The organism is Daejeonella sp. (genome assembly GCF_030695525.1).
Lineage (GTDB): Bacteria > Bacteroidota > Bacteroidia > Sphingobacteriales > Sphingobacteriaceae > Daejeonella.
In genome coordinates, this window is record NZ_JAUYSS010000013.1 from 1 (window position 1) to 24091 (window position 24091).

A 24091-nucleotide genomic window follows, 5' to 3' on the forward strand; every position below is an offset into this window, starting at 1 on the left:
TTAATCGCAGAAGCTGCTACTCCAAACTCTGCAGCATCGCTCATCTTCATGTCTGTAACCAAACCGTAGATAAACCCGCTTGCAAAAGAGTCGCCGCTACCTACACGATCAACGATACGAACTTCATATGATTTAGTATGATAGAATTCAGTGCCATCATAAACCAATGCCGACCAGCCATTATCTGAAGCACTATGGCTTTCTCTCAAGGTAGAGGCAATGTATTTAAAGCCGAATTTAGCTTTCATTTGCTGGAACACATCTTTGTAACCATCCAGGTTAAGTTCACCTTTGGTAACATCAGTACCTTTGCTTGTAAAGCCAAGTGTGGTATCTGCATCTTCTTCATTTCCAATGCAAACATCTACATACTGGCATAATCTGGTCATTACCTCCCTTGCTTTTTCTTTAGTCCATAATTTTTTACGGTAATTCAGATCAATACTGGTAGTAATTCCTCTGGCTTTTGCAGCCTTTAATGCAGCTTCAGTTAATGCAGCTGCCTTATCACTCAGGGCAGGAGTAATACCGGTTGTATGGAACCAATCCGCACCTTCAAAAATTTTATCAAAATCAAATTCAGAAATATCAACTTCAGAAATAGATGCATCCGCACGGTCATACACAACCTGTGAAGCACGCATGGAAGCTCCGGTTTCCAGAAAATAGATTCCTAAACGCTTGCCACCTCTTGCAACATACTGTGTATCAACACCGTAACGGCGTAAATGATTGATCGCTGCCTGCCCTAAAGGATTATTTGGAACTTTAGATACAAAGGTTCCGTTTAATCCGTAATTGCATAGTGCAGCAGCTACGTTTGCTTCTCCGCCACCATAGGTAACATCAAAACTATCACTTTGTACAAATCTCTTGAAATCGGGAGTCGATAGACGCATCATTATCTCTCCAAGTGTTACGACTTTTTTAGCCATGGCTTAATTCTGTATTTAATTGAAAGAACTTGTTATAATCCAAATTTAGGATAAGCAAAAATACATTAATGGGCGATAATTAAAAGTTTTATCCGTGCTTTCTTGTTTAATAACAGACAAAATGTTACGAAAGCGGATAAATACTTTGATTTTCGTTTCAGCTTAGCTAATTATTTATTAAATAGCTAATTTAGGGGCTTGGTTTTACTTAAATTATATTACAGATGAGCAAGAAAGAAGAACTCTTGAAATTAATACCCGAGCAGGGGATATTACCTTTATATTTTAACAAAGATAAAGAGACCAGTATAGGACTTTTAAAAGCATTATATAGTGCAGGTATCCGGGCAGTAGAATATACCAACAGGGGAGAGGCAGCACTGGCAAATTTCAAGGAGATGAGAAAGGTGGTTGATTCCGAACTTCAGGGTATGTACCTGGGTATTGGAACAATCAAAGACGGAGCAATGGCTCAGACTTTTATTGATGCGGGTGCCGATTATATCATCTGTCCGGGACTTGTTGAGAGTGTTGCCGAAGTTGCCGATAAGCATGATATGCTATGGACACCGGGTTGTATGACCCCAAGTGAAATAATCCGGGCTGAAACTTTGGGAGCTAAAATGATTAAGCTTTTTCCCGGAAATGTTTTGGGCCCGGGATTTATGTCAGCAATAAAGGAATTGTTTCCTAATCTTAAATTTATGCCTACAGGAGGAGTTGATCTTGAGCGGGCGAATATTGAAGGATGGTTTAAAGCCGGTGTTTGTGCAGTTGGTATGGGTAGTAAGCTGGTGAGTAAGGATGTTATGGAAAATAAAAAGTATGATGAGTTGATTGCCTCTACAAAATCGGTTTTGGAGATTATCAAATCGATAAGAGCTTAATTTGTTAATTGATACTGGCAGCCGGCAGCGTATTTCTGCCGGCTTTTTTTGTTATCAGTATTGTATCATTTTTACTCCATAGGGTTTTTAAAGCCTGTTATTTTCTATTTTTAGAACTCCTGTAGCTTGCCTGAACGTATCTTAATATATTGTTCAGAATTTTTGAAACAGTTCATCATTAAAGAATGTTCAGACGGATCTATTATATTTTTTTTCTGACGCTGTTTACCTGGCTTTGCGGTTTTAACTCGCTGCATGCTCAGAGTGTTTCTAATGAAGGAACGGAATTCTGGGCTGTTTTTCCTACACATGTTCCTGCTTCCCTTGCTAATGGCTTCAGGCCATTGGCGAGATATTCCATTTTTATAACAGGTAAGCAGGCTTCATCCGGCACTGTTACTGTTGGAGGTTCAAGTCTGCCTTTTGTCCTTCCTGCAGGTAATACAGTGATTGAAGTGCCGATAAATCGTGGGGATGCTTATATCGATGAGCTTGAAGCGGGCAGAGTACTTTCAAACAGGGCAATAAGGGTTCAGGTTGATCCGGGAAAACCCAAGGTTGTAGTTTATGGGCATATTTTTGCCGGTGCCAGGTCTGCTGCTTCACTTATTTTGCCTAAAGAGGCTCTTGGTCAGCAGTATTACAGCATGAATTATCTGAGCGGTAATACCAGGGATGGAGGCCAAAATCATATTGTACTGATCGCCAGTGAGCCGAATACAAAGATTTTTATCAGGCTCAATGGAAGGGATCTTATTGCCGGTGGGGTAAACCTTGTAAATCCCGGTGATGTGTATGAATTCCTTTCAAATGAAGACCTTACAGGCGCGAATGTATTTGTTGATCCTGAAACCTCCGGATGCAAGCAGTTTGCCATGTTTTCAGGAACTACTAACTCAGCAATTTTTGCTCCATCAGGATGTGTTGGTGATGTTTCATCTGACCCTTTGTATCAGCAGAATTATCCTGTAGACAGTTGGGGTAAGTCCTATGGATTCATCCCCTTTAGTTCCAGGAGCCCAAGAGGCACTGCTGTGAGAACCAGAGGGAATTATGTACGAATTCTAGCTAAAGAGAATGGTACACGGGTTACTTATAATGGCACACAGGTTGCAAACCTGAATGCCGGTCAATATTACCAGACTCCGGTACCCGTCAATGAACCTGCATATATTTCAGCAAATAATGCGATTGCGGTTGCCCAATATTCTTTAACTCAGGCTTGTGCAGGTGGCGGCTTCAGTGATCCTGATATGGTAATCCTGAATCCGATTGAATATAATATCAAGAACATCACTGTATATTCCTCTAATAGGGAAAATATCAGTGAGAATTACGTGAATATCCTTATAAAGACCACTGCAGCGGCATCTTTCAGGATCAATGGACGAGTCCCAGGTGGTACCTTTACCGCTTTGAGAAATAATCCTGAATACTCTTACCTGCAGCTCAACCTGAATCAGTATCCTACCCAGATTTTCAATTTATCCGCCACCGATGGTTTTAATGCTATTGCATACGGATTTGGGGATGTGGAGTCTTATGCCTATTCTGCCGGTACAAATCTGGCCTCCAGTCAGTTTGTTAGAGCAATTAACAAAATTACCCTTGAAGAAATAACCAGTGCATGTACCAGACAGGATCTTGATTTTAAGCTTACCCTGACAGCACCTGCCTCAAGCCTGATCTGGCAGCTGGATGCCAATGAACTACCGGTCACACAGAATAATCCGGAACCAGTGGAGCTTGTAAGGAATGGGATCACATTTTTTGAATATTTATTTCCAAAGGATCTGGGATATAGTCAGCCGGGTCAGAAGTCCATCAAAATCATAGCAAAGTACGCTACACTTGCCGGATGTAATCTGGAAGAACAGGAAATTGATTATCAATTCGATGTTTTCGATCCGCCAGAGCCATCATTTAGTTATACAAGTAATTTTTGTACAAATGCTGAGATAAGCTTTACAGATGGGAGTAAGGATAATGGCAATCCTATAACATCATGGGAATGGGATTTCGGAGATGGAAAAACTTCTATTGACCAGAATCCAAAACATATTTTCATGAATCCGGGTTCATATAATGTTGTTTTGAAAGTGAAGAACTCAACAAGTTGTGATGCAAAGGAATTTCCACAGACGATTGTGATTAGTGCAAGTCCGGTCGCAGATTTTTCAAATACTAGTCCGGGATGTGAAAATGCCGCTATTACCTTTACCGACCTCTCAAGGGCTGTTCAGGGTAATATTGTTAAATGGGAATGGAATTTTGGTGATGGAGAAAGTGTTGTAAGGAATATTTCTTCCCCGATTACTCATCAGTACACTTCGGGAGGACAGTTCATGGTTAGTCTCAAAGTCACCAATGAATTAGGCTGTGAGAATGTACTTAGCCGTGAGCTTAATCTTACTACGCCATTTCTGGAGGCCGGACAAGATACCTTCATTTTACGTGGTGGCTCAGTACGATTTAATGTTCAGGCCACCGGAACAAATTTAAAATATAAATGGACCCCATCTATTGGGCTTGATCGTGATGATATAAAAAATCCAACAGCATCCCCGACAAGTGATATGCAATATTTTGTGACGGTAAGTTCCGATGAAGGCTGTATTTTGGAGGATAATATTCAGGTAAAAGTGCTGGAAATGCCCGTCATTCCGAACACATTTACACCCAACGGCGATGGCATCAATGATGTATGGAATATCGAATACCTGGATAGTTATCCCGGAGTAAGTGTAACTATTTTTAATCGATTTGGAATCAAAGTGTTTGGTTCTATTGGATACCTGAAAGCATGGGATGGTATTTTAAACGGCCAGGTGCTACCTGTTGGGACCTATTATTATGTCATAGACCCTAAGATTGGAATACCTGTGTTTAAGGGATGGGTAACTGTGATCCGTTAGAATTATTATGCAGAATAGATTGGAACATTTGCTTAGTAAATTTATCAATGTAAATATTTAATAAATACAAGATTGACATTGAAAAGGATTATTTAACTTGTTCAGCTTTATCAATTATAATTTTTTTCAGGCGATTAGGTTTTGGATTAATTATAAATGATAAGGATAAGGCTCAAAATAAATTATTAATGAAGAGAGTTGCGGCTTTTATATTTTCTTTTCTGATGTGCCAGGTTGTGCTTGCTCAGCAAAAGCCTCAGTATACTCAGTATGTCATGAATAATTTTATATTAAATCCTGCTATTGCAGGTATTGAGAATTATGTTGACGTAAAGGCAGGCTATCGTGCTCAGTGGCAGGGGCTTGATGGTGCACCAGTGACTTCCTATATTTCAATACATGCACCCATAGGCAGGAATTTTTTATATGGGACATCAACCTCTGTGCCTCAGGGCGGTGGGAGTAATCCCAACAGCCGGAGTTATTTGCAAAATTATATGGCTTCTGAACCACATCATGGTGTTGGTTTTACAATGGTATCTGATAAGGCAGGGCCAATTTCCAGAACAGATGTTAATCTGAATTATGCCTATCATATTGGAATCACAGAACAGGTGAACGTATCTGTTGGACTTGCAGCCGGAATTTCGAAGATTTATCTTGACCGATCTGGCCTGATACTTGAAAATCCGAACGATCAGGCAATCGGAAACGGTAATTATGATAATTTCAAACCGGATATGAGTGCAGGAATCTGGCTATACGGACCCAGGTTTTTTGCCGGTGCCTCAGCACAGCAACTATTAAAAAGTCCGATAGGTTTTAGCGATGATCCGGAGACCTATGATCAGGGGAGAAAAGTGCCGCATTTGTTCATTACTGCCGGATATAAAGTTTACCTCGGGGATGATTTTGCTGCAATTCCGTCAGCCTTATTAAAAATGGTATCACCGGTACCTGCTTCGGTTGATGTAAACTTAAAACTAGCCTACAAGGATCGTTTTTGGCTAGGTGGCAGTTATCGTAAGGATGATGCATTTGCAGGAATGGCAGGGTTTAATGTGGGTTCATTTATGAATATCGGTTATTCTTACGATCTCACTACATCCGGCTTGAACACCGTAAGTAATGGCTCACATGAAATCGTGTTGGGAATATTTCTGAACAACCGTTATAAGGTGAGCTGCCCGCAGAAAAGCTGGTAACGGATAATTGAGAGTTGAAAATTGACAGTTGACAATTAAGAATGGAGATTGGAGAATTTCTCACATCTCACATCTCCCTTAAAGCTCCTTCCTTAACCTTGCAACCGGAATATTCATAGCTTCACGGTATTTTGCTACAGTCCGTCTGGCAATATTGTATCCCTTTACTTTAAGGATTTCTGTTAGTTTTTCATCTGCCAGGGGGCGGCGTTTATCTTCTTTGCCTATACACTCTTCAAGTATTTTTTTTACTTCCTTGTTTGAAACTTCTTCACCACTATCCATTTGTATGGCTTCAGAAAAAAATGATTTCAATAGAAAGGTTCCGAATTCCGTCTGAACATATTTTGAATTTGCCACGCGTGAAACTGTGGATATATCCATGCCAATCCGGTCGGCAATATCTTTGAGGATCATAGGCTTTAAATTCTTATCATCGCCGGTAAGAAAATACTCATACTGATAATCCATAATGGCCTTCATTGTTTTTAGCAATGTTTGCTGTCTTTGTTTGATCGCATCAATAAACCATTTTGCTGAATCCAGTTTTTGTTTTACAAATTGAACCGCTTCCTTTAGTTTTTTGTCTTTTTCGGCTGTTTTATCATAATGTTCAAACATATCCTGATAAGAGCGGCTTACCCTGAGCTCAGGTGCATTTTTTGAATTTAAGGTAAGGAATAATATCCCGTCATTATTGCTGATATGAAAATCTGGTATGATCTGAAGCTGTTTTGTAGTTACAGCATTGGAGTCGCCTGGTTTTGGATTGAGTTTAAGAATTTCATTTATAACGTCCCTGAGCTCTAAAGAGTCCATATTTAATGAACGTTCAAGCTTATCATAGTGTTTTTTTGTAAATTCATCAAGATACTCCTCAACTACTATTATTGCTTTCTGAATGATGGGATTATATTCTTTTTTTCTTAACTGGATAAGTAGACATTCCTGGAGGTCTCTTGCACCTACTCCTGCCGGATCAAAGGATTGTATCACTTTTAGCATTTCATTAACCTCTTCATCTTCAGCAAATACATTTTGAGAAAATGCGAGATCATCAACAAGTGAAGTTACCGGCCTGCGGAGATATCCATCATCATCCAGACTGCCGATTATTTGTTGGCCAATTCTGAAATCTTTATCAGAAAGCGGTAAAAGGTCTAACTGTGCTTGCAGGCTTTCGAAAAATGAGCTTTGAACGGCTATAGGAATCTCTTTCCGTTCATCGTCGTCATCCCCATTTTGTTCGTATTTTGAACTGTAATCATTGATGTTATCGTCCTGGAGGTAATCATCCACATTGAATTCATCTGAACTTTCCTGCGAATCTTCCTGATTGTAATTATCATCGTCAGGATCCCGGTCTGGGTATTCTTCAGCAGGCTCATTCATATTCGCCAGACTTAAATCTTCAAGAGCCGGATTATCTTCCAGCTCTTCTTTAATTCGGGTATCAAGTGAAACTGTAGGTACCTGCAGTAGTTTGATAAACTGAATCTGCTGCGGAGATAGTTTTTGAAGAAGTTTTTGTTGAAGGTTTTGTCTTAACATAAAATGAATTCTCCGGTAAATTTACATAAATATTGATGGATGAAATAGTCATCCTTTAAAATATGTTTTTAAAAGAAAGATATTCAAGCACATTCTCACTTGTTTTTTTATCTAAAGTATATATATTTAACAAAGGACTAACCTCATAAATTTTATGGCTATAGTAAAAGAATTTAAAGAATTCATCTCAAAAGGAAATGTGGTGGATCTGGCAGTTGGTGTGATTGTTGGGGCTGCATTTGGTAAAATTATCACCTCCCTGGTTGATGATGTTTTGATGCCCCCTATAGGTTATGTGTTGGGTGGAGTTGATTTTGCAGACAAAAAGCTGGTGCTTGTAACCGCCGATACCGTAAATAAAGTAGAGGAAGTTGCGATCCGTTATGGAAATTTTGTAAATACCCTATTTCAATTTCTAATTGTGTCGATGTGCATATTCGCTATCATTAAGGCCATTAATACTTTGAAGCGAAAAGAAGAGGCAGCTCCGGCAGTTCCTGCTCCTCCAAGTGCTGAGGAAAATCTATTGACTGAAATCAGGGATTTGTTGAAGAATCAAAATAAATAAAGGATATTTTGATTCAAGAGTTTGAATTGTGAAAAATCAACCTTATATTTGCACTCCTGTTTTTTAGAGCAATAATAGATAAATAAGTCATGAAAAGAACATTCCAGCCTTCTCAAAGAAAAAGAAGAAATAAGCACGGGTTTAGAGAGCGCATGAGCAGTGCAAACGGAAGAAGAGTATTAGCCTCTAGAAGAGCTAAAGGTAGAAAAAGACTATCTGTCTCTGACGAGCGTCGTCATAAAGCATAATTTTGATTGTTTTTTCGTAGCCTTACGAATTGCGCAGATCAAAATCTGCTGGTAAATCAGGCTAAATTACAGTCAAAATGTATAGTTTTAAGAAAGAAGAACGGTTATGTAATGTTAAGCTTATTGAAAAGCTTTTTACTGACGGTTCTTCTTTTTTAGTTTATCCCTTCCGCATCGTTTGGCTTACTAATGTTGCCAACTCTGTACATCCGGTGCAGGTTTTGATTAGTGTTCCGAAAAAGAGATTCAAGCGTGCGGTTGACCGAAACCTGATTAAGCGCCGAATTCGCGAAGTGTATCGCCTTCATAAATCTGAATCTCTATATCCATTCCTGAATGAACATTCGACCGGACTGATATTGGGAATTACTTATATAGGTAATGAAATAGGAGATTATGCATTTCTGGAAAAGAAATTTAAAGATGTTTTAGTCCGTTTTAAGAAATTATACCTGAACAGCCATGTTGAAAAGGATAATTAAATCGGTATTTTCTTCATTTTTTCTCTTTCTGATCTGGATTTACCAGAATCTTATTTCACCAATACTTGGAAAATCCTGTCGTTTTACTCCTACCTGCTCTCATTATGGGATTGAGGCAATACAGAAACACGGACCATTTAAAGGCGGATGGCTAACAATAAAGCGGATTGGCAAATGCCATCCCTGGGGAGGGCATGGTCATGATCCGGTTCCATAAATTTTTTCTTTGGCAATAATTTCACTCTTTTGCACGTATGAATGATCAGCTAATTTTACTTCTGGAAACTGCTACAAGCACCTGTTCGGTGGCTTTGAGTGAGAATGGAAAAATCATTGGCATCAAAGAAGCTAATGAGCGAAATATCCATGCCAGCCATATCACACTATTCATAGAAGAGCTGATGATCAATACTGGTAAAAAATATACTGATCTGAATGCTGTCGCAGTAAGTAGGGGTCCGGGATCCTATACAGGCCTTAGAATAGGTGTTTCAACCGCAAAAGGACTCTGCTATGCCCTTGATATTCCCTTGTTGGGAATAAATACGCTCGAAGCCATGACATGTGGCCTGCTGTCTCAAAATGATATTCAGGATTCGGATTTACTGGTTCCAATGATTGATGCCAGAAGGATGGAGGTATATACCGGCATTTTTCAAAATGATCTCAATGTAATTGAACCAATAAGTGCAAAGATTGTGGATGTATCTTCTTTTGATCAGTTTAAAAGCAATAAGCTCATTTTGTTTGGAGATGGTGCGGGAAAGTTTAAGGAATTATTTACAGCTCAAAATCATATCAGGTTCATTGATTTTACAAACTCAGCACAAGACCTCAACTTATTAGCCTGTAAAAAATTAAGAAATGGTGAAACTGAGAATGTGGCTTATTTTGAGCCTTTTTATTTAAAGGATTTTCTGCTCACTAAATCCACTAAGAATAATTCTTAATCCTTCTTTCCTACAAGCCCTTTTATGAATTTCCCGATAGGGTTTTTCCTGAATCCTGATATATTAGTTGCATTAGCCTGATGTTCCAAAATACTTCCGAATTTTAAACCAAATCCGAGATAAAAGGAGACCCCGGTATAACCACTAGTATAAGGTGAGGCAGTTTTGCTGTAATTTCTTATCATTTCATAGCTTTTGAGAAGCTGGTCACTACCCATATAGAATTCGACATTGGGGGTTTTTATCATATACTGACCACCTATTTGCACTATACCGGTCGTATTGTACGCTGCCGATGCGGTAAGGACATGGTTTTTTATATGGTAATTATTGACAAGAACCAGATCTCCACCACCATAATAAATGGTTTTGGAAAGGATCAGGTTTGGTTTGTAATTTCCAAATTCTTTACTAAGCATTAATTCAGCTTTACCATTGACCATACTTACATAAGATTTATTAACTGATTTCGCGCTTATTTGGGTATCCAGACTGTCGGCCAGCCTTTCATCTGCATTATTGTTTGAGGCATTATCAATAATAATTTTTCCGGTATCAAAGTCATACTCATAAGCTTCTTTATTCCATCTTATAAAACCTATATCTTTCAGGTTTCCTAATATTGTCCACCCATCCCGAAGGTGATAAGAAGCTCCGGCTGTAATTGAAAGCCCCACGTTTTTAAAGTTGGGCTTTAACATCTCCCGTTTAAAATCATCAAATTTGAAGCTCGACCTAAGCTTTCCACGTACTGAGACATCAAACTCATCGTTAGCTTCATTCATGTTTATTTCAGATTTATCAACCTTGAGTGCAGTATAACTAATACCGCTCAGCAAGCTGAACTTTGCTCCCAGTGAAAAGCGCTTTGTATAATTCTGCCGGTATGCAAAACTAAACTGGTGGTAGGACTGATTATACCCATTCACATTAAACAGATTACTCAGGTTATTGGCATTAAATACCCGGTAATCGTCGAAAATGGCAAAAACTTCATTTGTAACACGTACTCTTCCATCATTACGAATCTGCCAGCTAATTCCCATTTCTTTGTATTTTTTTACGGACTTCAAAACACGCAGCATCGCGATGTAATTATTCGAACTGAGGTTTATGGTATTCATTCGGTTCTCGCCCAGGGTGATGTCCCGCCCATTAAATACACCATCATAAATGAGGGATTTGAATGCAGGTTCTGCCGGGCCTGAGAATGTTCCATTCAGGCTGATTGTTGGAATAAGGAAATTGAATGCAAAACGACGGCTAGTATCTACCTGGTAGGCTCTTTGGGATGGATTTTCAAAACTGTCATATAATGTACGGCTGTTATATAGGGAATATTGTTGTGCATAGCTAATTTTGGCTAGCCCGAAAAACAGGAATAATACAAGGGATAGTTTTTGTAAATCAATTTTGTTTCGGCTGAAAATCATAATGTCATTAATTGTTTCCAATACTATCTACGGCTAAATCCGGTTCAGTTGCTGTTTTAATATTTTTATAAGCAGTGTAAAAATTAGTAAAAAAATATTCATTGTTGCTTGTCAGTTGATATGACATAGCATACAGATCTTTTAACCCATAATTTTTGCTTCTAAAGATCTGACTATAATTGCTTTTTAGAGAGTTTCTAAGCAAAATCTCAGCATTGTTTAAATATAATACAAATGAAACATTACTCTGATCGGCAACCAATTGGTCGAATCGGGTATATGCCTCAGTTTTATGTAGTAAGCGCCCTGCATTATAATCATTTAAATACCTTTGAATACTTGAAGGTGAATTTGAAAGGATCAGCAAGTTGTCGGTAATGGTAAAGAAAGGTTTGGAATACTTTCTCATTGGATCTCCAAAATAAATATAGAACAGATGGCTGTAATTCATTCTTCTTACAGTTGGTGAATAAAACGAACTCATGGGCTCAAGTAAGAACTGAAGTCTGCTTCCATTACTGACTTTTATAATTGCCAGGCTCTCGGAGGTGGAAAGATGAAGCGTACTCATTTCATTTGCCCATAATTTAATCATATCCCTTTCCGGATTAATGCCGGTTTCTGATGTAATGGTTTTTATTTGTTTGCTGAGTGTGTCGAGCTCAGCCCTGGCTTCAAATACCAGATCAAGGTCTTTTTTAAACCTTTTATAATCTGAAATCCCATAAGTTATTGAACTTGCAGTGTTGTAAGGCATCGCAAGTTTAATTGTATTTTTAACGGGTTTCTGATTTAGAAAAATAGGGATGTAGCTCTCTTTGGCCGAAGATATTCTGCTTATTCCATTAAACATCATGACATCCGTTTTGAAATTCAATCCTAAACTTGAATAACCTGAAAAGCTTTCGAAAAGCTCCATGTTATCACTTAATTTCCGTCGGAAATAGGGTTTTAGAAAGCCGGGCTGGTTATAGTTTATAAAAATATGCGCCAATGCATTGGCATCACTGTTTAGACCGGTATTAATCTCCTGGATAAATGTCTGGCTGATCTTCTTTGTTTTCTCATCAATGCTCTGTCTTATAAGTTCAGCGGAAAAGCTCCCTCTTGCAATTCCTTTATTAATATGAATGTAGAAAGGTCGCTTCAATTCATTAGCCTTGATTTCCAACATGGCATTGCCTTCTTTTTCCTTCATGGTGTAACTTAAATCTGTTAACTCAGAAAGGGTATTTTGAAGATCAATAATGGTTTGTTTCTGTTTTAGCTGAACCGACCATAAAAAATGAATACTATCGGTTTTGGATGGATGAAAAGACAAAAAGATCTGTTGCAAATCAGTTAGATTTCTCAGATTCTTGTTACTAATCAGAATTTCTTTTAACCAGGCCAGTTCTTTTTTATTCTGCGTACCAATGATCGTATCGAAAACAGTATAATCTGTGAAGATTTCATACAAACTTCTGTCGTTAGAATATTGAAAAATCAGGGAAGCATCGCCAGGTATTTCAGAAAGTACACGGTCATTATTCCGGGTTGTGACATTAAGATTTGAGAAGTATAAATATGCAAGAGAAATCACCGCAATGATTAGAGCTATTGTAATTCCTATTATTTTCTTCATCAATATGGGCATTTAACAAATTTATATTTTTATGTCGTAGATCACTAATAACATTCTTCATTTAGAGTTTATTACGCTTTTTTTATTGCAGTTTTAATGCTGTTATCAGGGCAAATCAGGAAATTGAGTTTATAAATAGATTAATTTATAAATATGAATAGAAATAATCAATCACTTAATAGGCGAAAGTTTATTAGTATGGCAGGAATTGGTACTGCTGCTATAGCATTTTCGCCATCTCACACTTTCGGAGAAATACCAAATTCTGACCGTAAAATACGTATTGGAATTATTGGTGGGAGATTTGGAGCAAGTTTTCATTTTCACGAACATCCAAATTGTATAGTTGAAGCTGTCAGTGACCTTCAGGCAGATAGACGGGAGGTTCTGATGAAAGTTTATAAATGTTCTAAGAGTTATGAATCACTTGACAAACTTCTCCTGGATCGTAATGTGGAAGCGGTTTTTATCGCAACTCCCGCACCAGACCATGCAAGGCATGTAATAGCCTCACTTAAAGCTGGTAAGCATGTCCTTTGTGCCGTTCCTGCAGCAATGACCCTTGAAGAGTGTGCTGATATTCTCAATACTGTACAAAGAACAGGTCTCACCTATATGATGGCCGAAACTAGCACATACCAGCAAGGAGTAATATCTGCTAAGAAGTTTTACAGAGAGGGTAAATTTGGGCATATATTCAGCGCTGCTGCTGAATATAATCATCCAGGTCTTGAGACATTGTTTTTTGACACTGATGGAAAACCCACCTGGAGACATGGTTTGCCACCTATGAATTATCCTACTCACTGTACAGCATTTCTTATAGCAGTTACAGGGGAGAGGTTAACTCATGTAAGCGCTTTAGGATGGGGAGATGATAGTCCCTTACTTAAAAATAACCCTTATAATAATCCTTTCTGGAATGAGACGGCATTCTTTAAAACAAATAAAGGAAATCCTTTTCGGGTAGAGGTAAATTGGAAGGGGGCATTACAGGGCATCGAACGAGGAGAATGGAGAGGCGACAAAATGAGTTTTTACTACCCTCAGGGAGAAAATAAAGAATATATTCTTGTCAAGGTTGCTGATAAAATTGGCCAGGATGATGCCGGATTTAAGCGTGAAGAAAATATTGTTGAACCATATAAAGTGCCTTCTTGGTGGCAGACGGATATGTTGCCTGAGCCAATGAGGCATAATAGTGGTCATAGCGGGTCGCATACCTTCATTACTCATGAGTTCATCGATTCTCTGGTTAATAATAGACAACCAGAAGTGAACATATATGAGGCACTAGCCTATACGGCACCCGGAATTGTTGCACATCAGTCAGCACTGAAGGACGGAGAGTATATGAAAATTCCAAGTTTTGATAAGAAATAAACACGGTTTGTGGTTCTGGAAAGTTTATGCTTAGGTAATTTATTAATTTCAAAGTAAGGATATTTTACCTGATTGAATCTGAAAGATTTAAAGTTTTAAGTTCAAAGCTATTCCACATTTTACCATCAAAGAACTTGTATACTCAGGTCAATAAGGGTATTTTTAGCAATCTAATCTAACATTATGAACAAACAGGTAATTATTATAGCTTCTGTGTTTGGTATGCTTGCTGTTATTTTAGGGGCTTTTGGTGCTCATGCTTTAAAACCCCTTCTTGATGAGGCCGGATTAGAGGTTTGGAAAACTGCTGTAAGTTATCACTTCTATCATACACTTGCCTTGCTTTTTGTTTCAATTCTTCCATCAGGCAATACAAAGGCTGGAAATTTGGCGGCAGGGTTCTTTTCTCTCGGAATTCTCCTTTTTTCGGGTTCTTTATATTTAATTTCTGCCAAAGAAATACTAAATATCACTCAGCTTTCAGTTCTTGGACCGGTCACTCCAATTGGTGGTTTATTTTTCATTTTGGGTTGGTTAAGCCTGGTTTTCGTCGCTATAAAGAGTAAATAATGCTTGAGTTTAATGAAACAGATGGCATTGAAAGGAGAACTCTTTTTATAGAGGTAGTTTTACCCTTAGCAATACCTAAAACCTATACGTATCGGGTTCCTTCAGAAATGAACGGGGCTATTTCAATCGGGAAGCGGGTAGTCGTTCAATTTGGACGGGCCAAAATCTATACCGCAATTGTATATCAGGTATCTGAAACTCCTCCTGAACTTTATGAGGCCAAATATATCATAGATGTTCTTGATGATGAGCCGATTGTGAATGAGTTTCAGTTGAAATTATGGAAGTGGATGTCTGATTATTATCTCTGTCATATCGGTGAGGTGATGCAGGCTGCGCTTCCTGCTGCACTTAAACTGGCAAGCGAAACCCGTATTATTCTGAATCCTTCAACAGGGTTCGATAAGTCGGAACTTTCTGACAAGGAATTCCTGATTATTGATGCCCTTGATATTCAATCAGAACTTAAGGTAAGTGATATCAGTAAATTGCTTGGACAGAAAACAGTATTTCCGATACTCAGAGCTCTTTTGGAGAAGAATATTATAATAATATCAGAAGAAATTACTGAGAAGTTTAAACCCAAAAAGAAGTCATTTATTAGCCTTCACCCCCAATATAAAGATTCCGAAAACCGAAGGGCTTTGTTCGAAATTCTTGAGCGGGCACCCAAACAACTTGAAATTTTACTTGCTTATTTTAAACTCGAAAAGCAACAACAGGAAATTGTTAAATCCGATCTGCTGGAAGTTAGCGGTAGTGGTGCATCTGCATTGAAAGCCTTGCTCGAGAAAGAGGTTTTTATTCAGGAGGATAAAGTGGTGAGTCGACTCAGCGCTGAAGAACTCGAAACCCTGCATGATTTTAAACTGAATGAGGCCCAGGAAATTGCCCTGGGAGAGATCAGGGAGCAGTTGAAAGAGAAGGATGTTGTGTTGCTTTATGGTGAAACCTCCTCGGGTAAAACGCAAATATATATCCGTCTGATTGAACAAATGTTACAAGAAGACAAGCAAACATTATATCTGTTGCCTGAGATTGCCTTAACCACACAGGTTATTGAACGATTACGTGAACATTTTGGCGGACAGATTGGAGTATATCATTCCCGCTTCAATGATAATGAGCGCGCAGAAGTCTGGCAAAAAGTATTAAAAGGTGAATATAAGATCATTCTCGGTGCGAGATCATCTATTTTTTTGCCATTCAAAGAGCTGGGTTTGATTATCGTCGATGAAGAGCATGAATCTTCCTACAAACAATACGACCCGGCTCCCCGATACCATGCCAGGGATACCGCCATCTATCTCTCACACTTGCATGGGGCAAGGGTAGTTTTAGGCTCAGCGACCCCAAGCCTGGAGAGTTTTTATAATGCCCGGATTAAGAAATATGGTTTTGTAACACTAAGGGGCAGGTATGGTGGAGTGAAATCCCCTGTAATTGAAGTGGTGAGCATAGCTGAAGAAACCAAACGGAAAACCATGCAATCGCATTTTACCACAGTTTTGGTAAACGAGATTAAAGCTGCATTATCCCGTAAAGAGCAGGTGATCCTCTTTCAGAACCGTCGTGGATATACACCGTTTTTACTTTGTACTACCTGCGGATTTACACCCAAATGCATTAATTGTGATGTAAGCCTTACTTTTCATAAGAGCAGTGCAAAACTTCATTGCCACTATTGCGGATATAAACAGGATGTGCTGAACGCCTGTCCGGCCTGCGGTTCAACCCGGATTGAACAAAAAGGCTTCGGTACCGAAAAAATAGAAGATGAACTGCAGCGTATCTTTTTGGATGCTAAAATTGCGCGTATGGATCTCGACTCTACCCGGACCAGGAACAGCTTCCAGATTCTGCTCAATGATTTTGAAGAGGGTAAGATCGATATTCTTGTTGGTACACAAATGGTTGCCAAGGGACTCGATTTCGGGAATGTAAGTACTATCGGGATTATCAGCGCCGACAGTATGTTAAATTATCCTGATTTTAGGGCATTTGAGCGAAGCTTTCAGATGTTGGCCCAGGTTTCAGGACGGGCAGGAAGACGTGCAAAACAGGGTAAGGTTATTATTCAGGCCTATGATACCAGTCATCGTATCATCAGCCAGGTGATCAACGCGGATTATGAGGCCATGTTTGATACTGAAATTCTGGAGCGAAGAAATTTTCATTATCCGCCACTTTACCGTCTTATTCAACTGGATGTAAAGCATAAGGATCTTTCTAAACTGGCTTTAATTTCAGATTCTCTGGCCAGAATATTGAGATCGCAGTTTGGTGACCGGGTTCTGGGGCCTGAAGCACCTCTGGTCAGTCGCATCAGGAACTATTATATTCAGACTATTCTGATCAAGGTGGAGAAGGAAGGGGTGTCTGTCCAGAAGATCAAAGAAGCATTGCAGCTCATTCTCAGGAACTTCGATTCACAGCCTGCTAATAAGGGTGTTTACATCCATATTGATGTTGATCCTTATTAAATTCATCAACTATTTATTCTCAATTTTATTTTTAAAAACTGGCTTCATAAGACTATTTTTGAAGAGCAATGGCACATAAATTAGTTGATAGCTACCGTGAAAAGGGAGCCCGAAAAAAGTTGGTTGAATTACTCAGAGACAAGGGTATAGCTGATGAGAAGGTATTAAAAGCAATCGGCAAGGTTCCAAGACATTACTTTTTTGATGAGACATTCTGGACACAGGCATACAAAGACATTGCATTTCCAATTGGCGACGGTCAAACAATTTCCCAACCTTATACCGTAGCCTACCAGACTGAACTTTTACATATCAAACCGGGTGATAAGGTGCTTGAGATTGGTACCGGTTCAGGCTACCAAACTTGTATTCTTATGGAACTTGGGGCAAAGGTATATACCATCGAGCGTCAGGAAAATCTGTTTAAACGAACCAGTCAGGTTTTGCCGCATATTGGCTATCATGCTGAATTCTTTTTTGGCGATGGATCAAAGGGAATTGCTGAACATGCACCATACGATAAGATTATTGTAACTGCAGGAGCCCCTCTGGTGCCTGAAATTATGCTTAAGCAATTGAAGATAGGGGGCATTCTGGTTATCCCGGTAGGGGATGAGAAATCTCAGAAAATGATTACGGTCCTCAGGGTAAGTGAAAATGATTACGAGCGGATCTCTTTGGATACCTTTAGGTTTGTGCCGCTGGTGGGGGAGAAAGCGTGGTAGTTAGTTGATAATTGATAGTTGAGAATGGAGAATTCGTAATTGATAATCCGTAATCCGTAATTAATAATTCGTAATTGCTATACAACAGATAACTCCTACTTCTCTACCGTTTCATCGCCCTGCTCATCTCCAGTTTTGCATCACGGTCCTTGAGTGTTTCGCGCTTATCGTAGATCTTTTTACCCTGTGCTAAGCCAATCTCAAGTTTCGCAAACCCCCGCTCTGTAGTGAAGATTTTTAGGGGGATAATCGTAAAGCCTTTCTCTTCAATTTTTGTCCGGAGTTTAGCTATTTCCTTTTTGTTCAGAAGCAAGACCCTGTCGCGCTTGGCCTCATGGTTATAAAAGGAACCATGTGAATATTCAGCGATCTGCATATTCCTTACATAAAGATTGCCGTCAAAGAAAGTACAGAAAGCATCATTGATGTCGGCCTTACCCTCACGTATCGATTTTATTTCAGTACCAAGCAGTTTTATTCCGGCTGTATAAGTCTTGAGTATATGATACTCGAAATATGCTCTCTTGTTCTTAATGTTTATTCCACCCGACATGCCTGCAAATATCCGAAAGAAAATCCATAACCGGAATTATCATATTTTCTAATTATTAAAATATTATTTAAGATTTATAAAATAATATTTTTAGATTAATCTAAATTTGTATTTTTGTAAATCTAATATATTAATTAATGCGGTCACTTATTCTTTCAATTGTACTTTTCGGGATTGCTTTAACGGCAAAAGCGCAGACATCCGCCCTCAGCGGATGGCTTAGATCTGGTCAAAAACCAGTAGCCTTCGCTTCTGTTAAGATGCTCAATAGCAATATTGGAACAACAAGCGACTCCCTGGGTGGGTATTCTATGAAGCTTAGCGCAGGTAGATATGTCTTAAGCATAACGGCATTGGGTTACGCCCCTTATAAAAAAGAACTAATTCTCAGGGAAAATGAAACGGTAAATCTGGATGTTAACTTAGAGGAGTCCGGATCTGTTATCGAGGAATTTGTTGTTACCGGAACCATGAAAGAGGTCAGCCGTCTGGCTAGCCCCGTGCCAGTTGAAGTATATAGCCCTGCATTTTTTAGGAAGAACCCTACACCCTCGGTTTTTGATGCTTTACAGAATGTAAATGGAGTCAGGCCTCAGTTAAACTGTAATATTTGTAATACCGGTGATATTCATATCAATGGTCTGGAGGGTCCGTATACGATGATTCTCATCGATGGTATGCCAATAGTTAGCGGACTTTCTTCTGTTTACGGTCTTTCAGGTATACCTAATGCTTTAATTGAGCGTGTAGAGATAGTTAAAGGACCTGCTTCATCACTTTATGGCTCTGAAGCGGTTGGTGGTTTGATTAATATCATTACCAAAAAGCCTCAGAATGCTCCTGCATTTTCAGCAGATGTTTTTTCAACTTCCTGGGGAGAGTTAAATACTGATTTGGGCTTTAAGTTTGCTGCCGGCAAAAAAGCTGAAGTACTGACAGGGATCAATTATTTTAAGTATGGAAACCGGATCGATAATAACAAGGATCTCTTTACTGATGTAACCCTTCAGGACAGGATTTCAGTGTTTCAAAAATGGAATTTTAACAGAAAGGAAAACAGGCAGTTCAGTCTGGCGGCTAGATATAATTATGAGGACCGCTGGGGTGGGGATATCACCTGGAACAAGGCTTACCGGGGAGGTACCGAGCGATATGGAGAGAGTATCTATACCAATAGATGGGAAATGCTGGGAACATATCAGCTTCCCTTAAAAGAATCAGTCATGTTTTCATGGTCTATGAACGACCATGATCAGAATTCCGTTTATGGGAATACCATTTATGGTGCCAGGCAAAAAATTGCATTTGGACAATTGAGCTGGGATAAAAAGCTTAAAAACCACGATCTGCTGCTTGGAACAGCCCTGAGATATACCATGTATGATGATAATACTCCGGCAACTGCATCGCTTACCGGATTTAATCAGGCTGATAGGGTCTGGCTTCCCGGAATCTTTATACAGGATGAAATTGCCCTTGCCGAAAAACATAAACTTTTGCTTGGAATGCGTTACGATTATAACTCCATCCATGGAAATATTCTTACCCCGAGATTTGCGTATAAATGGGTTCTCAATGAGAATAATATACTTCGTTTAAATGCAGGTACTGGCTTTAGGGTGGTAAGCCTTTTTACCGAGGAACATGCGGCTCTTACAGGTTCAAGGGAAGTGGTGGTTACAGAACAGTTGAAGCCGGAAAGAAGTTATAACGCCAATCTTAACTTTATTAAAAAGATTTATTTTAACAGTGGAAATTTTATTGGTATCGATGCTTCAGCCTGGTACACCCATTTTAACAACCAGATCATTCCTGATTATGTGAGCAATCCAAACCAGATCATTTACAGTAATTTACAGGGATATGCAGTATCGCGTGGTTTGAGTGCCAATTTTGATTTGACATTTACAAACGGACTTAAGGTTATTGCAGGAACTTCCCTGCTGGAAGTGTTTTCTAAAAATGAAGCCGAAGGTACCCGGATAAGGCCATTTCTCAATGAAAAGTGGACAGGCACCTGGGGTATTTCCTATAAACTAGAGAACCTGAATCTGGGATTGGATTACACAGGCAATATCTACGGCCCTATGCTCTTGCCCCGTTTAAGCAATACAGATCCCCGCAGTGGGGTATCACCGGTTTGGAGCCTGCAAAATATCCAATTTACCTATTCAGGTATGAAAAAGATCGAGCTTTATGGAGGTGTAAAAAATTTACTCAACTGGACACCGGGTAAGAATGAACCTTTCTTGATTGCGCGCAGTAATGATCCTTTTGATAAGGAAGTTCAGACCGATGCTTCAGGAAATGTAGTTCCCAGTCCGGCGAACCCTTATGCTTTAACCTTTGACCCGGGATACGTTTATGCTCCCAACCAGGGAATAAGAGGGTTTTTTGGCGTCCGTTTAATCATCAAATGAGATGTTAAGGATATTGATAGTTTTCATTTTTGTACTGATGCAGGTATCTGATCTGCAGGCACAAAATCGCATTGTTAAATTTGAAGAGATCAAAATTTTACAGAACAAAACACCCAAACCAATCGTGGTGCTGATCATGACAAGCTGGTGCAAATACTGCCATGCTATGAAAAACACGATGAGAAAGGATAGTAAGGTATCGGCCTTATTGAATGATAAATTTTACACTGTATTTCTTTACGCAGAGGATAAGAATGATATATTTTTTGCAGGCAGAATCTTTAAACATAAAGCCGGACTGCATGAACTGGCCAGAGAACTGGGTACGATCAAAGGTCAGATATCTTATCCCACAATCACTGTTCTCAATAGTAAGAATGAGATTATCTACCAGCACGATGGATTCTTAAATCCGCGCGCTATGCTTTATTTGCTCCAAAAAGTGGCAAAAAACTAAAAGACTAATTTATTTCTGGTAATATCATCTTTCTCATATCTCATATCTCCCATCTCAGACTTCAGACCTCAGCCTTCTAACCTCAGACCTCAGACTTCAAATCTCCGACCTCATTCCCCCTATCTCACTTCACAATCATAATCGGAATATTCACATTATGCCGTACCGTATCCACTGTGGTTCCAAAGATCAGATCGCTGATGCCTTTGTGACCATGAGCACCCATGACCAGAAGGTCCAGATTCTTAGCTTTAACCAGCTCAGATATTGCTTTCGCTGCAGTTCCATAGCCGATTTCAATATGAGACTGATAGCCCAGATCCTTGAGATTTTGCTGATATTTTTCAAGGTTGTCGGTATCACTCTGGGTTTCATGGTCTAATACTTTTTCGCCATGAAATCTCGCTGCTGCAGTTTCAACAATATGAATCAGGTAGTAGTCGGCATTTTTTCCACCCTGTATCAATGCGTGGCGAAATGTATTTCTGTCATTCTTCGAAAAATCAACAGTGATTCCGATCTTTTTATACTCCACCTGTTCAAGAACGCCAATTTCAAGAGCCTCACCATGCGGAACATTAGAAATCTTATGTTCATATTTTCTGAAAAAAGGCATCAGAAATACATAGAGCAATAATATGCCGACCGTTATCGCAAGAGGAATTACCAGCATATAAATCCACCAAACGCTAATAGTCGTGGTAGTAAGCCATGTACCAATTTCCTCAATAACTAGCTGAACATTCAGGCTTACTATGATCAGTGCAGACAACCAAGCCAGGATTTTAACCCAGGTTTTGATCGTGTATTCCTTCATTTTTTCCCGGTCGGAATTGAAGTGAATCAATGGAATAACGGCAAATCCCAGTTGTAAACTAAGGACTACCTGACTTAGTATGAGTAATCCGCCTAGTGCATCTTCTCCAAAGTACAATATGGTAAAGAAAGCCGGAAGGATCGCCAGCAAACGGGTTAATAATCGTCTGATCCAGGGCTGTATCCTGAGATTCAGATGACCCTCCATTACAATCTGCCCGGCAAGTGTTCCTGTTATGGTAGAGCTTTGACCGGATGCAATTAGTGCAATGGCAAATAGTGTTGGGGCTACAGAGCCGAAAATATTATCCAGTAATTTATAGGCATCCTGTATCTCAGCAACCTCAAACAAACCGTTTTTATAAAATGCTGTTGCAGCCAGTATCAGAATCGCAGCATTGACGAAGAATGCAAGATTTAATGCAATGGTAGTATCGATCAGGTTGTATTTTAAGGAATCTTTTATCCCTTTGGAAGTTCGTTCAATTTTTCTGGTCTGCACCAATGAAGAATGCAAATATAAATTATGAGGCATTACTGTAGCACCTATTATTCCAATTGCAATGTAGAGTGCATTTCCGGATAATAGAGATGGCTCAAATCCGCTTAGTACTTCGCCTAATATGGGCTTAACAATGAACATTTCTGTCAGGAACGAAACTCCGACAATAAACACCATCGATACAATGAAGACCTCCATCATTCGCATACCCTTATTCATCAGGAAAAGCAGCAGAAAGGTATCAAGAATCGTGATTGATACGCCCCAGATTAGCGGAAGACCGAAAAGCAGGTTCAATCCGATGGCCATACCAATAATCTCTGCCAGATCGCAGGCAATAATGGCGATTTGTGCCAGTACATAAAGCGGGTAATTGATATAAGATGGATAGGTGTTTCTGGATGCCTGAGCAAGATCAAGACCACGGACGATTCCCAGCCTTGCACTCAGCGATTGCAGTAATAAGGCCATCAGGTTCGACATCAGCAAAACCCAGATCAGTTTGTAACCAAACTGACTACCTCCCGCAATATCAGTAGCCCAGTTTCCCGGATCCATATAACCCACACTGACCAGATAAGCCGGGCCGATAAAAGCCATTAGCTTACGCCATCCTGTTTTGCCTGATGTAATTACCGAACCGTGAACCTCACTCAGCGATTCTGAATTTTTATTACTCATAAAATAACCAATATATTTTTTGCTACCTCACGACTGATCGTCCGCTCAGTTTTTTGATCAATTGTGAGCATGATCGAGCCATCAAATTCAATCAGTTCCGAAATAATTATTTTTGTCCCTAAGGTTAATCCCATCTTTTCGAGGAGTTTCAGAAATATGGATGAATGTTCGCTGACTCCCGAAACAGTGCCGCTTTCGCCCGTCTGCATATCGGATATTTTAACCAGTTTTTTATGTTTTATCAATCCTGATCTGTCGGGAATTGGGTCACCATGTGGGTCGGCGACCGGATTCCCAAGAAAATCATCCAATCTGTTAACCAATGTATCAGAGTTGATATGTTCGAGTTCTTCTGCAATATCATGAACCTCGTCCCATTTGAATCCAAGCTTTTCAACCAGAAAAACTTCCCATAAACGGTGTTTTCTGATGATATTTACTGCCGCATTTACTCCGGTATTGGTTAGCGTAACCCCCTGGTATTTAATGTAATTAATCAATTTCTTTTCCGCCAGTTTTTTCAACATATCGGTAACCGACGCAGCCTTGGTATTGGTCATTTCGGCGATCTGGTTCGTGCTGACAGCCTCCATGTTTCCTTCACTCAGGTGATAAATAGCTTTCAGGTAATTTTCTTCTGTAAATGAGTGCATAAGCTTTAAATTAAACAAATCTAATAATTTGTTTAGATTAATCTAAAAAT

Annotated in this window: 21 protein-coding genes; 14 read left to right on the top strand and 7 right to left on the bottom strand. The window is 39.3% G+C overall.

Annotated features, from left to right (window positions below; genetic code table 11):
* Positions 1–935, bottom strand: a 935-nt coding sequence (locus tag Q8S11_RS02715; protein ID WP_305660548.1) for a sugar kinase, incomplete at its 3' end; no start/stop codon positions are given.
* 224 nt (positions 936–1159) lie between these two features.
* Between Q8S11_RS02715 and Q8S11_RS02720 the strand changes: the two genes are divergently transcribed.
* The 3 genes from Q8S11_RS02720 (at position 1160) to Q8S11_RS02730 (ending at position 5942) form a co-directional block, all read left to right on the top strand.
* Positions 1160–1822, top strand: a complete 663-nt coding sequence (locus tag Q8S11_RS02720; RefSeq protein WP_305660549.1) for a bifunctional 4-hydroxy-2-oxoglutarate aldolase/2-dehydro-3-deoxy-phosphogluconate aldolase — start codon at positions 1160–1162, stop codon at positions 1820–1822.
* 185 nt (positions 1823–2007) lie between these two features.
* Positions 2008–4737, top strand: coding sequence for a PKD domain-containing protein (locus Q8S11_RS02725; protein ID WP_305660550.1), 2730 nt, complete (start codon positions 2008–2010; stop codon positions 4735–4737).
* 188 nt (positions 4738–4925) lie between these two features.
* On the top strand, positions 4926–5942 hold the full coding sequence (locus Q8S11_RS02730; protein ID WP_305660551.1) for a type IX secretion system membrane protein PorP/SprF: 1017 nt from the start codon (positions 4926–4928) through the stop codon (positions 5940–5942).
* A 78-nt stretch (positions 5943–6020) separates the two neighbouring features.
* On the opposite strand, the gene rpoN is transcribed toward Q8S11_RS02730, so the two are convergent.
* Positions 6021–7493 carry an RNA polymerase factor sigma-54 gene (rpoN, locus tag Q8S11_RS02735; protein ID WP_305660552.1) on the bottom strand — a complete coding sequence of 491 codons (1473 nt, stop codon included), beginning with the start codon at positions 7491–7493 and terminating at the stop codon, positions 6021–6023.
* A gap of 154 nt (positions 7494–7647) precedes the next feature.
* On the opposite strand from rpoN, the gene mscL reads away from it, so the two are divergent.
* From mscL to tsaB, 5 genes are all read left to right on the top strand, one after another.
* Positions 7648–8061 (top strand): large-conductance mechanosensitive channel protein MscL, encoded by a 414-nt coding sequence (gene mscL, locus Q8S11_RS02740; RefSeq protein ID WP_305660553.1) that lies wholly within the window; start codon positions 7648–7650, stop codon positions 8059–8061.
* Positions 8062–8150: 89 nt separating this feature from the next.
* On the top strand, positions 8151–8309 hold the full coding sequence (gene rpmH / locus Q8S11_RS02745; protein ID WP_079701901.1) for a 50S ribosomal protein L34: 159 nt from the start codon (positions 8151–8153) through the stop codon (positions 8307–8309).
* Between the two features lie 77 nt (positions 8310–8386).
* Positions 8387–8791, top strand: coding sequence for a ribonuclease P protein component (gene rnpA / locus Q8S11_RS02750; protein WP_305660554.1), 405 nt, complete (start codon positions 8387–8389; stop codon positions 8789–8791).
* Complete coding sequence (yidD, locus tag Q8S11_RS02755) at positions 8772–9008, top strand: membrane protein insertion efficiency factor YidD (RefSeq protein ID WP_305660555.1); 237 nt, start codon at positions 8772–8774, stop codon at positions 9006–9008. The genes rnpA and yidD overlap by 20 nt, the downstream gene beginning before the upstream one ends.
* Before the next feature lie 37 nt (positions 9009–9045).
* A complete protein-coding gene (tsaB, locus tag Q8S11_RS02760; RefSeq protein ID WP_305660556.1) occupies positions 9046–9741 on the top strand; it encodes a tRNA (adenosine(37)-N6)-threonylcarbamoyltransferase complex dimerization subunit type 1 TsaB in 696 nt (231 codons plus the stop codon).
* On the opposite strand, the gene Q8S11_RS02765 is transcribed toward tsaB, so the two are convergent.
* Positions 9738–11174 (bottom strand): DUF5723 family protein, encoded by a 1437-nt coding sequence (locus Q8S11_RS02765; protein WP_305660557.1) that lies wholly within the window; start codon positions 11172–11174, stop codon positions 9738–9740. The genes tsaB and Q8S11_RS02765 overlap by 4 nt on opposite strands.
* A gap of 7 nt (positions 11175–11181) precedes the next feature.
* A complete protein-coding gene (locus Q8S11_RS02770) occupies positions 11182–12798 on the bottom strand; it encodes a hypothetical protein (RefSeq protein WP_305660558.1) in 1617 nt (538 codons plus the stop codon).
* Between the two features lie 153 nt (positions 12799–12951).
* Here Q8S11_RS02770 and Q8S11_RS02775 point away from each other — a divergent pair, with 153 nt between their 5' ends.
* The 4 genes from Q8S11_RS02775 to Q8S11_RS02790 all read left to right on the top strand — a co-directional run bounded on the left by Q8S11_RS02775 (position 12952) and on the right by Q8S11_RS02790 (position 17959).
* Positions 12952–14181: a Gfo/Idh/MocA family protein gene (locus tag Q8S11_RS02775; protein WP_305660559.1), complete on the top strand. Its 1230-nt coding sequence runs from the start codon at positions 12952–12954 to the stop codon at positions 14179–14181.
* 183 nt (positions 14182–14364) lie between these two features.
* Complete coding sequence (locus Q8S11_RS02780; protein WP_305660560.1) at positions 14365–14751, top strand: DUF423 domain-containing protein; 387 nt, start codon at positions 14365–14367, stop codon at positions 14749–14751.
* Positions 14751–17234 carry a primosomal protein N' gene (priA, locus tag Q8S11_RS02785; RefSeq protein WP_305660561.1) on the top strand — a complete coding sequence of 828 codons (2484 nt, stop codon included), beginning with the start codon at positions 14751–14753 and terminating at the stop codon, positions 17232–17234. The genes Q8S11_RS02780 and priA overlap by 1 nt, the downstream gene beginning before the upstream one ends.
* 68 nt (positions 17235–17302) lie before the next feature.
* Complete coding sequence (locus Q8S11_RS02790) at positions 17303–17959, top strand: protein-L-isoaspartate(D-aspartate) O-methyltransferase (RefSeq protein ID WP_305660562.1); 657 nt, start codon at positions 17303–17305, stop codon at positions 17957–17959.
* A gap of 103 nt (positions 17960–18062) precedes the next feature.
* Here Q8S11_RS02790 and smpB read toward each other — a convergent pair whose 3' ends face one another.
* Positions 18063–18512, bottom strand: a complete 450-nt coding sequence (gene smpB / locus Q8S11_RS02795; protein ID WP_305660563.1) for an SsrA-binding protein SmpB — start codon at positions 18510–18512, stop codon at positions 18063–18065.
* A 137-nt stretch (positions 18513–18649) separates the two neighbouring features.
* Between smpB and Q8S11_RS02800 the strand changes: the two genes are divergently transcribed.
* Both Q8S11_RS02800 and Q8S11_RS02805 read left to right on the top strand, forming a co-directional pair.
* Positions 18650–20932, top strand: coding sequence for a TonB-dependent receptor domain-containing protein (locus Q8S11_RS02800; RefSeq protein WP_305660564.1), 2283 nt, complete (start codon positions 18650–18652; stop codon positions 20930–20932).
* A 1-nt stretch (position 20933) separates the two neighbouring features.
* The gene (locus Q8S11_RS02805; protein WP_305660565.1) at positions 20934–21389 is read left to right on the top strand and encodes a thioredoxin fold domain-containing protein; all 456 of its coding nucleotides are present in this window, start codon (positions 20934–20936) and stop codon (positions 21387–21389) included.
* Between the two features lie 124 nt (positions 21390–21513).
* Here Q8S11_RS02805 and Q8S11_RS02810 read toward each other — a convergent pair whose 3' ends face one another.
* Positions 21514–23388: an Nramp family divalent metal transporter gene (locus Q8S11_RS02810; RefSeq protein WP_305660566.1), complete on the bottom strand. Its 1875-nt coding sequence runs from the start codon at positions 23386–23388 to the stop codon at positions 21514–21516.
* The gene (locus tag Q8S11_RS02815; protein ID WP_305660567.1) at positions 23385–24041 is read right to left on the bottom strand and encodes a metal-dependent transcriptional regulator; all 657 of its coding nucleotides are present in this window, start codon (positions 24039–24041) and stop codon (positions 23385–23387) included. Before Q8S11_RS02815 ends, Q8S11_RS02810 begins: the two co-directional genes overlap by 4 nt.
* Positions 24042–24091 lie beyond the last annotated feature (50 nt).

Coding starts and splice junctions, on each gene's coding strand:
- Q8S11_RS02775 (WP_305660559.1), top strand. CDS start 12,952: ATGAATAGAAATAATCAATCACTTAATAGGCGAAAGTTTATTAGTATG.
- tsaB (WP_305660556.1), top strand. CDS start 9,046: ATGAATGATCAGCTAATTTTACTTCTGGAAACTGCTACAAGCACCTGT.
- Q8S11_RS02770 (WP_305660558.1), bottom strand. CDS start 12,798: ATGAAGAAAATAATAGGAATTACAATAGCTCTAATCATTGCGGTGATT.
- Q8S11_RS02730 (WP_305660551.1), top strand. CDS start 4,926: ATGAAGAGAGTTGCGGCTTTTATATTTTCTTTTCTGATGTGCCAGGTT.
- yidD (WP_305660555.1), top strand. CDS start 8,772: ATGTTGAAAAGGATAATTAAATCGGTATTTTCTTCATTTTTTCTCTTT.
- Q8S11_RS02800 (WP_305660564.1), top strand. CDS start 18,650: ATGCGGTCACTTATTCTTTCAATTGTACTTTTCGGGATTGCTTTAACG.
- Q8S11_RS02810 (WP_305660566.1), bottom strand. CDS start 23,388: ATGAGTAATAAAAATTCAGAATCGCTGAGTGAGGTTCACGGTTCGGTA.
- Q8S11_RS02780 (WP_305660560.1), top strand. CDS start 14,365: ATGAACAAACAGGTAATTATTATAGCTTCTGTGTTTGGTATGCTTGCT.
- Q8S11_RS02720 (WP_305660549.1), top strand. CDS start 1,160: ATGAGCAAGAAAGAAGAACTCTTGAAATTAATACCCGAGCAGGGGATA.
- rpoN (WP_305660552.1), bottom strand. CDS start 7,493: ATGTTAAGACAAAACCTTCAACAAAAACTTCTTCAAAAACTATCTCCG.
- Q8S11_RS02725 (WP_305660550.1), top strand. CDS start 2,008: ATGTTCAGACGGATCTATTATATTTTTTTTCTGACGCTGTTTACCTGG.
- rnpA (WP_305660554.1), top strand. CDS start 8,387: ATGTATAGTTTTAAGAAAGAAGAACGGTTATGTAATGTTAAGCTTATT.
- priA (WP_305660561.1), top strand. CDS start 14,751: ATGCTTGAGTTTAATGAAACAGATGGCATTGAAAGGAGAACTCTTTTT.
- Q8S11_RS02765 (WP_305660557.1), bottom strand. CDS start 11,174: ATGATTTTCAGCCGAAACAAAATTGATTTACAAAAACTATCCCTTGTA.
- Q8S11_RS02790 (WP_305660562.1), top strand. CDS start 17,303: ATGGCACATAAATTAGTTGATAGCTACCGTGAAAAGGGAGCCCGAAAA.
- Q8S11_RS02815 (WP_305660567.1), bottom strand. CDS start 24,041: ATGCACTCATTTACAGAAGAAAATTACCTGAAAGCTATTTATCACCTG.
- Q8S11_RS02805 (WP_305660565.1), top strand. CDS start 20,934: ATGTTAAGGATATTGATAGTTTTCATTTTTGTACTGATGCAGGTATCT.
- mscL (WP_305660553.1), top strand. CDS start 7,648: ATGGCTATAGTAAAAGAATTTAAAGAATTCATCTCAAAAGGAAATGTG.
- rpmH (WP_079701901.1), top strand. CDS start 8,151: ATGAAAAGAACATTCCAGCCTTCTCAAAGAAAAAGAAGAAATAAGCAC.
- smpB (WP_305660563.1), bottom strand. CDS start 18,512: ATGTCGGGTGGAATAAACATTAAGAACAAGAGAGCATATTTCGAGTAT.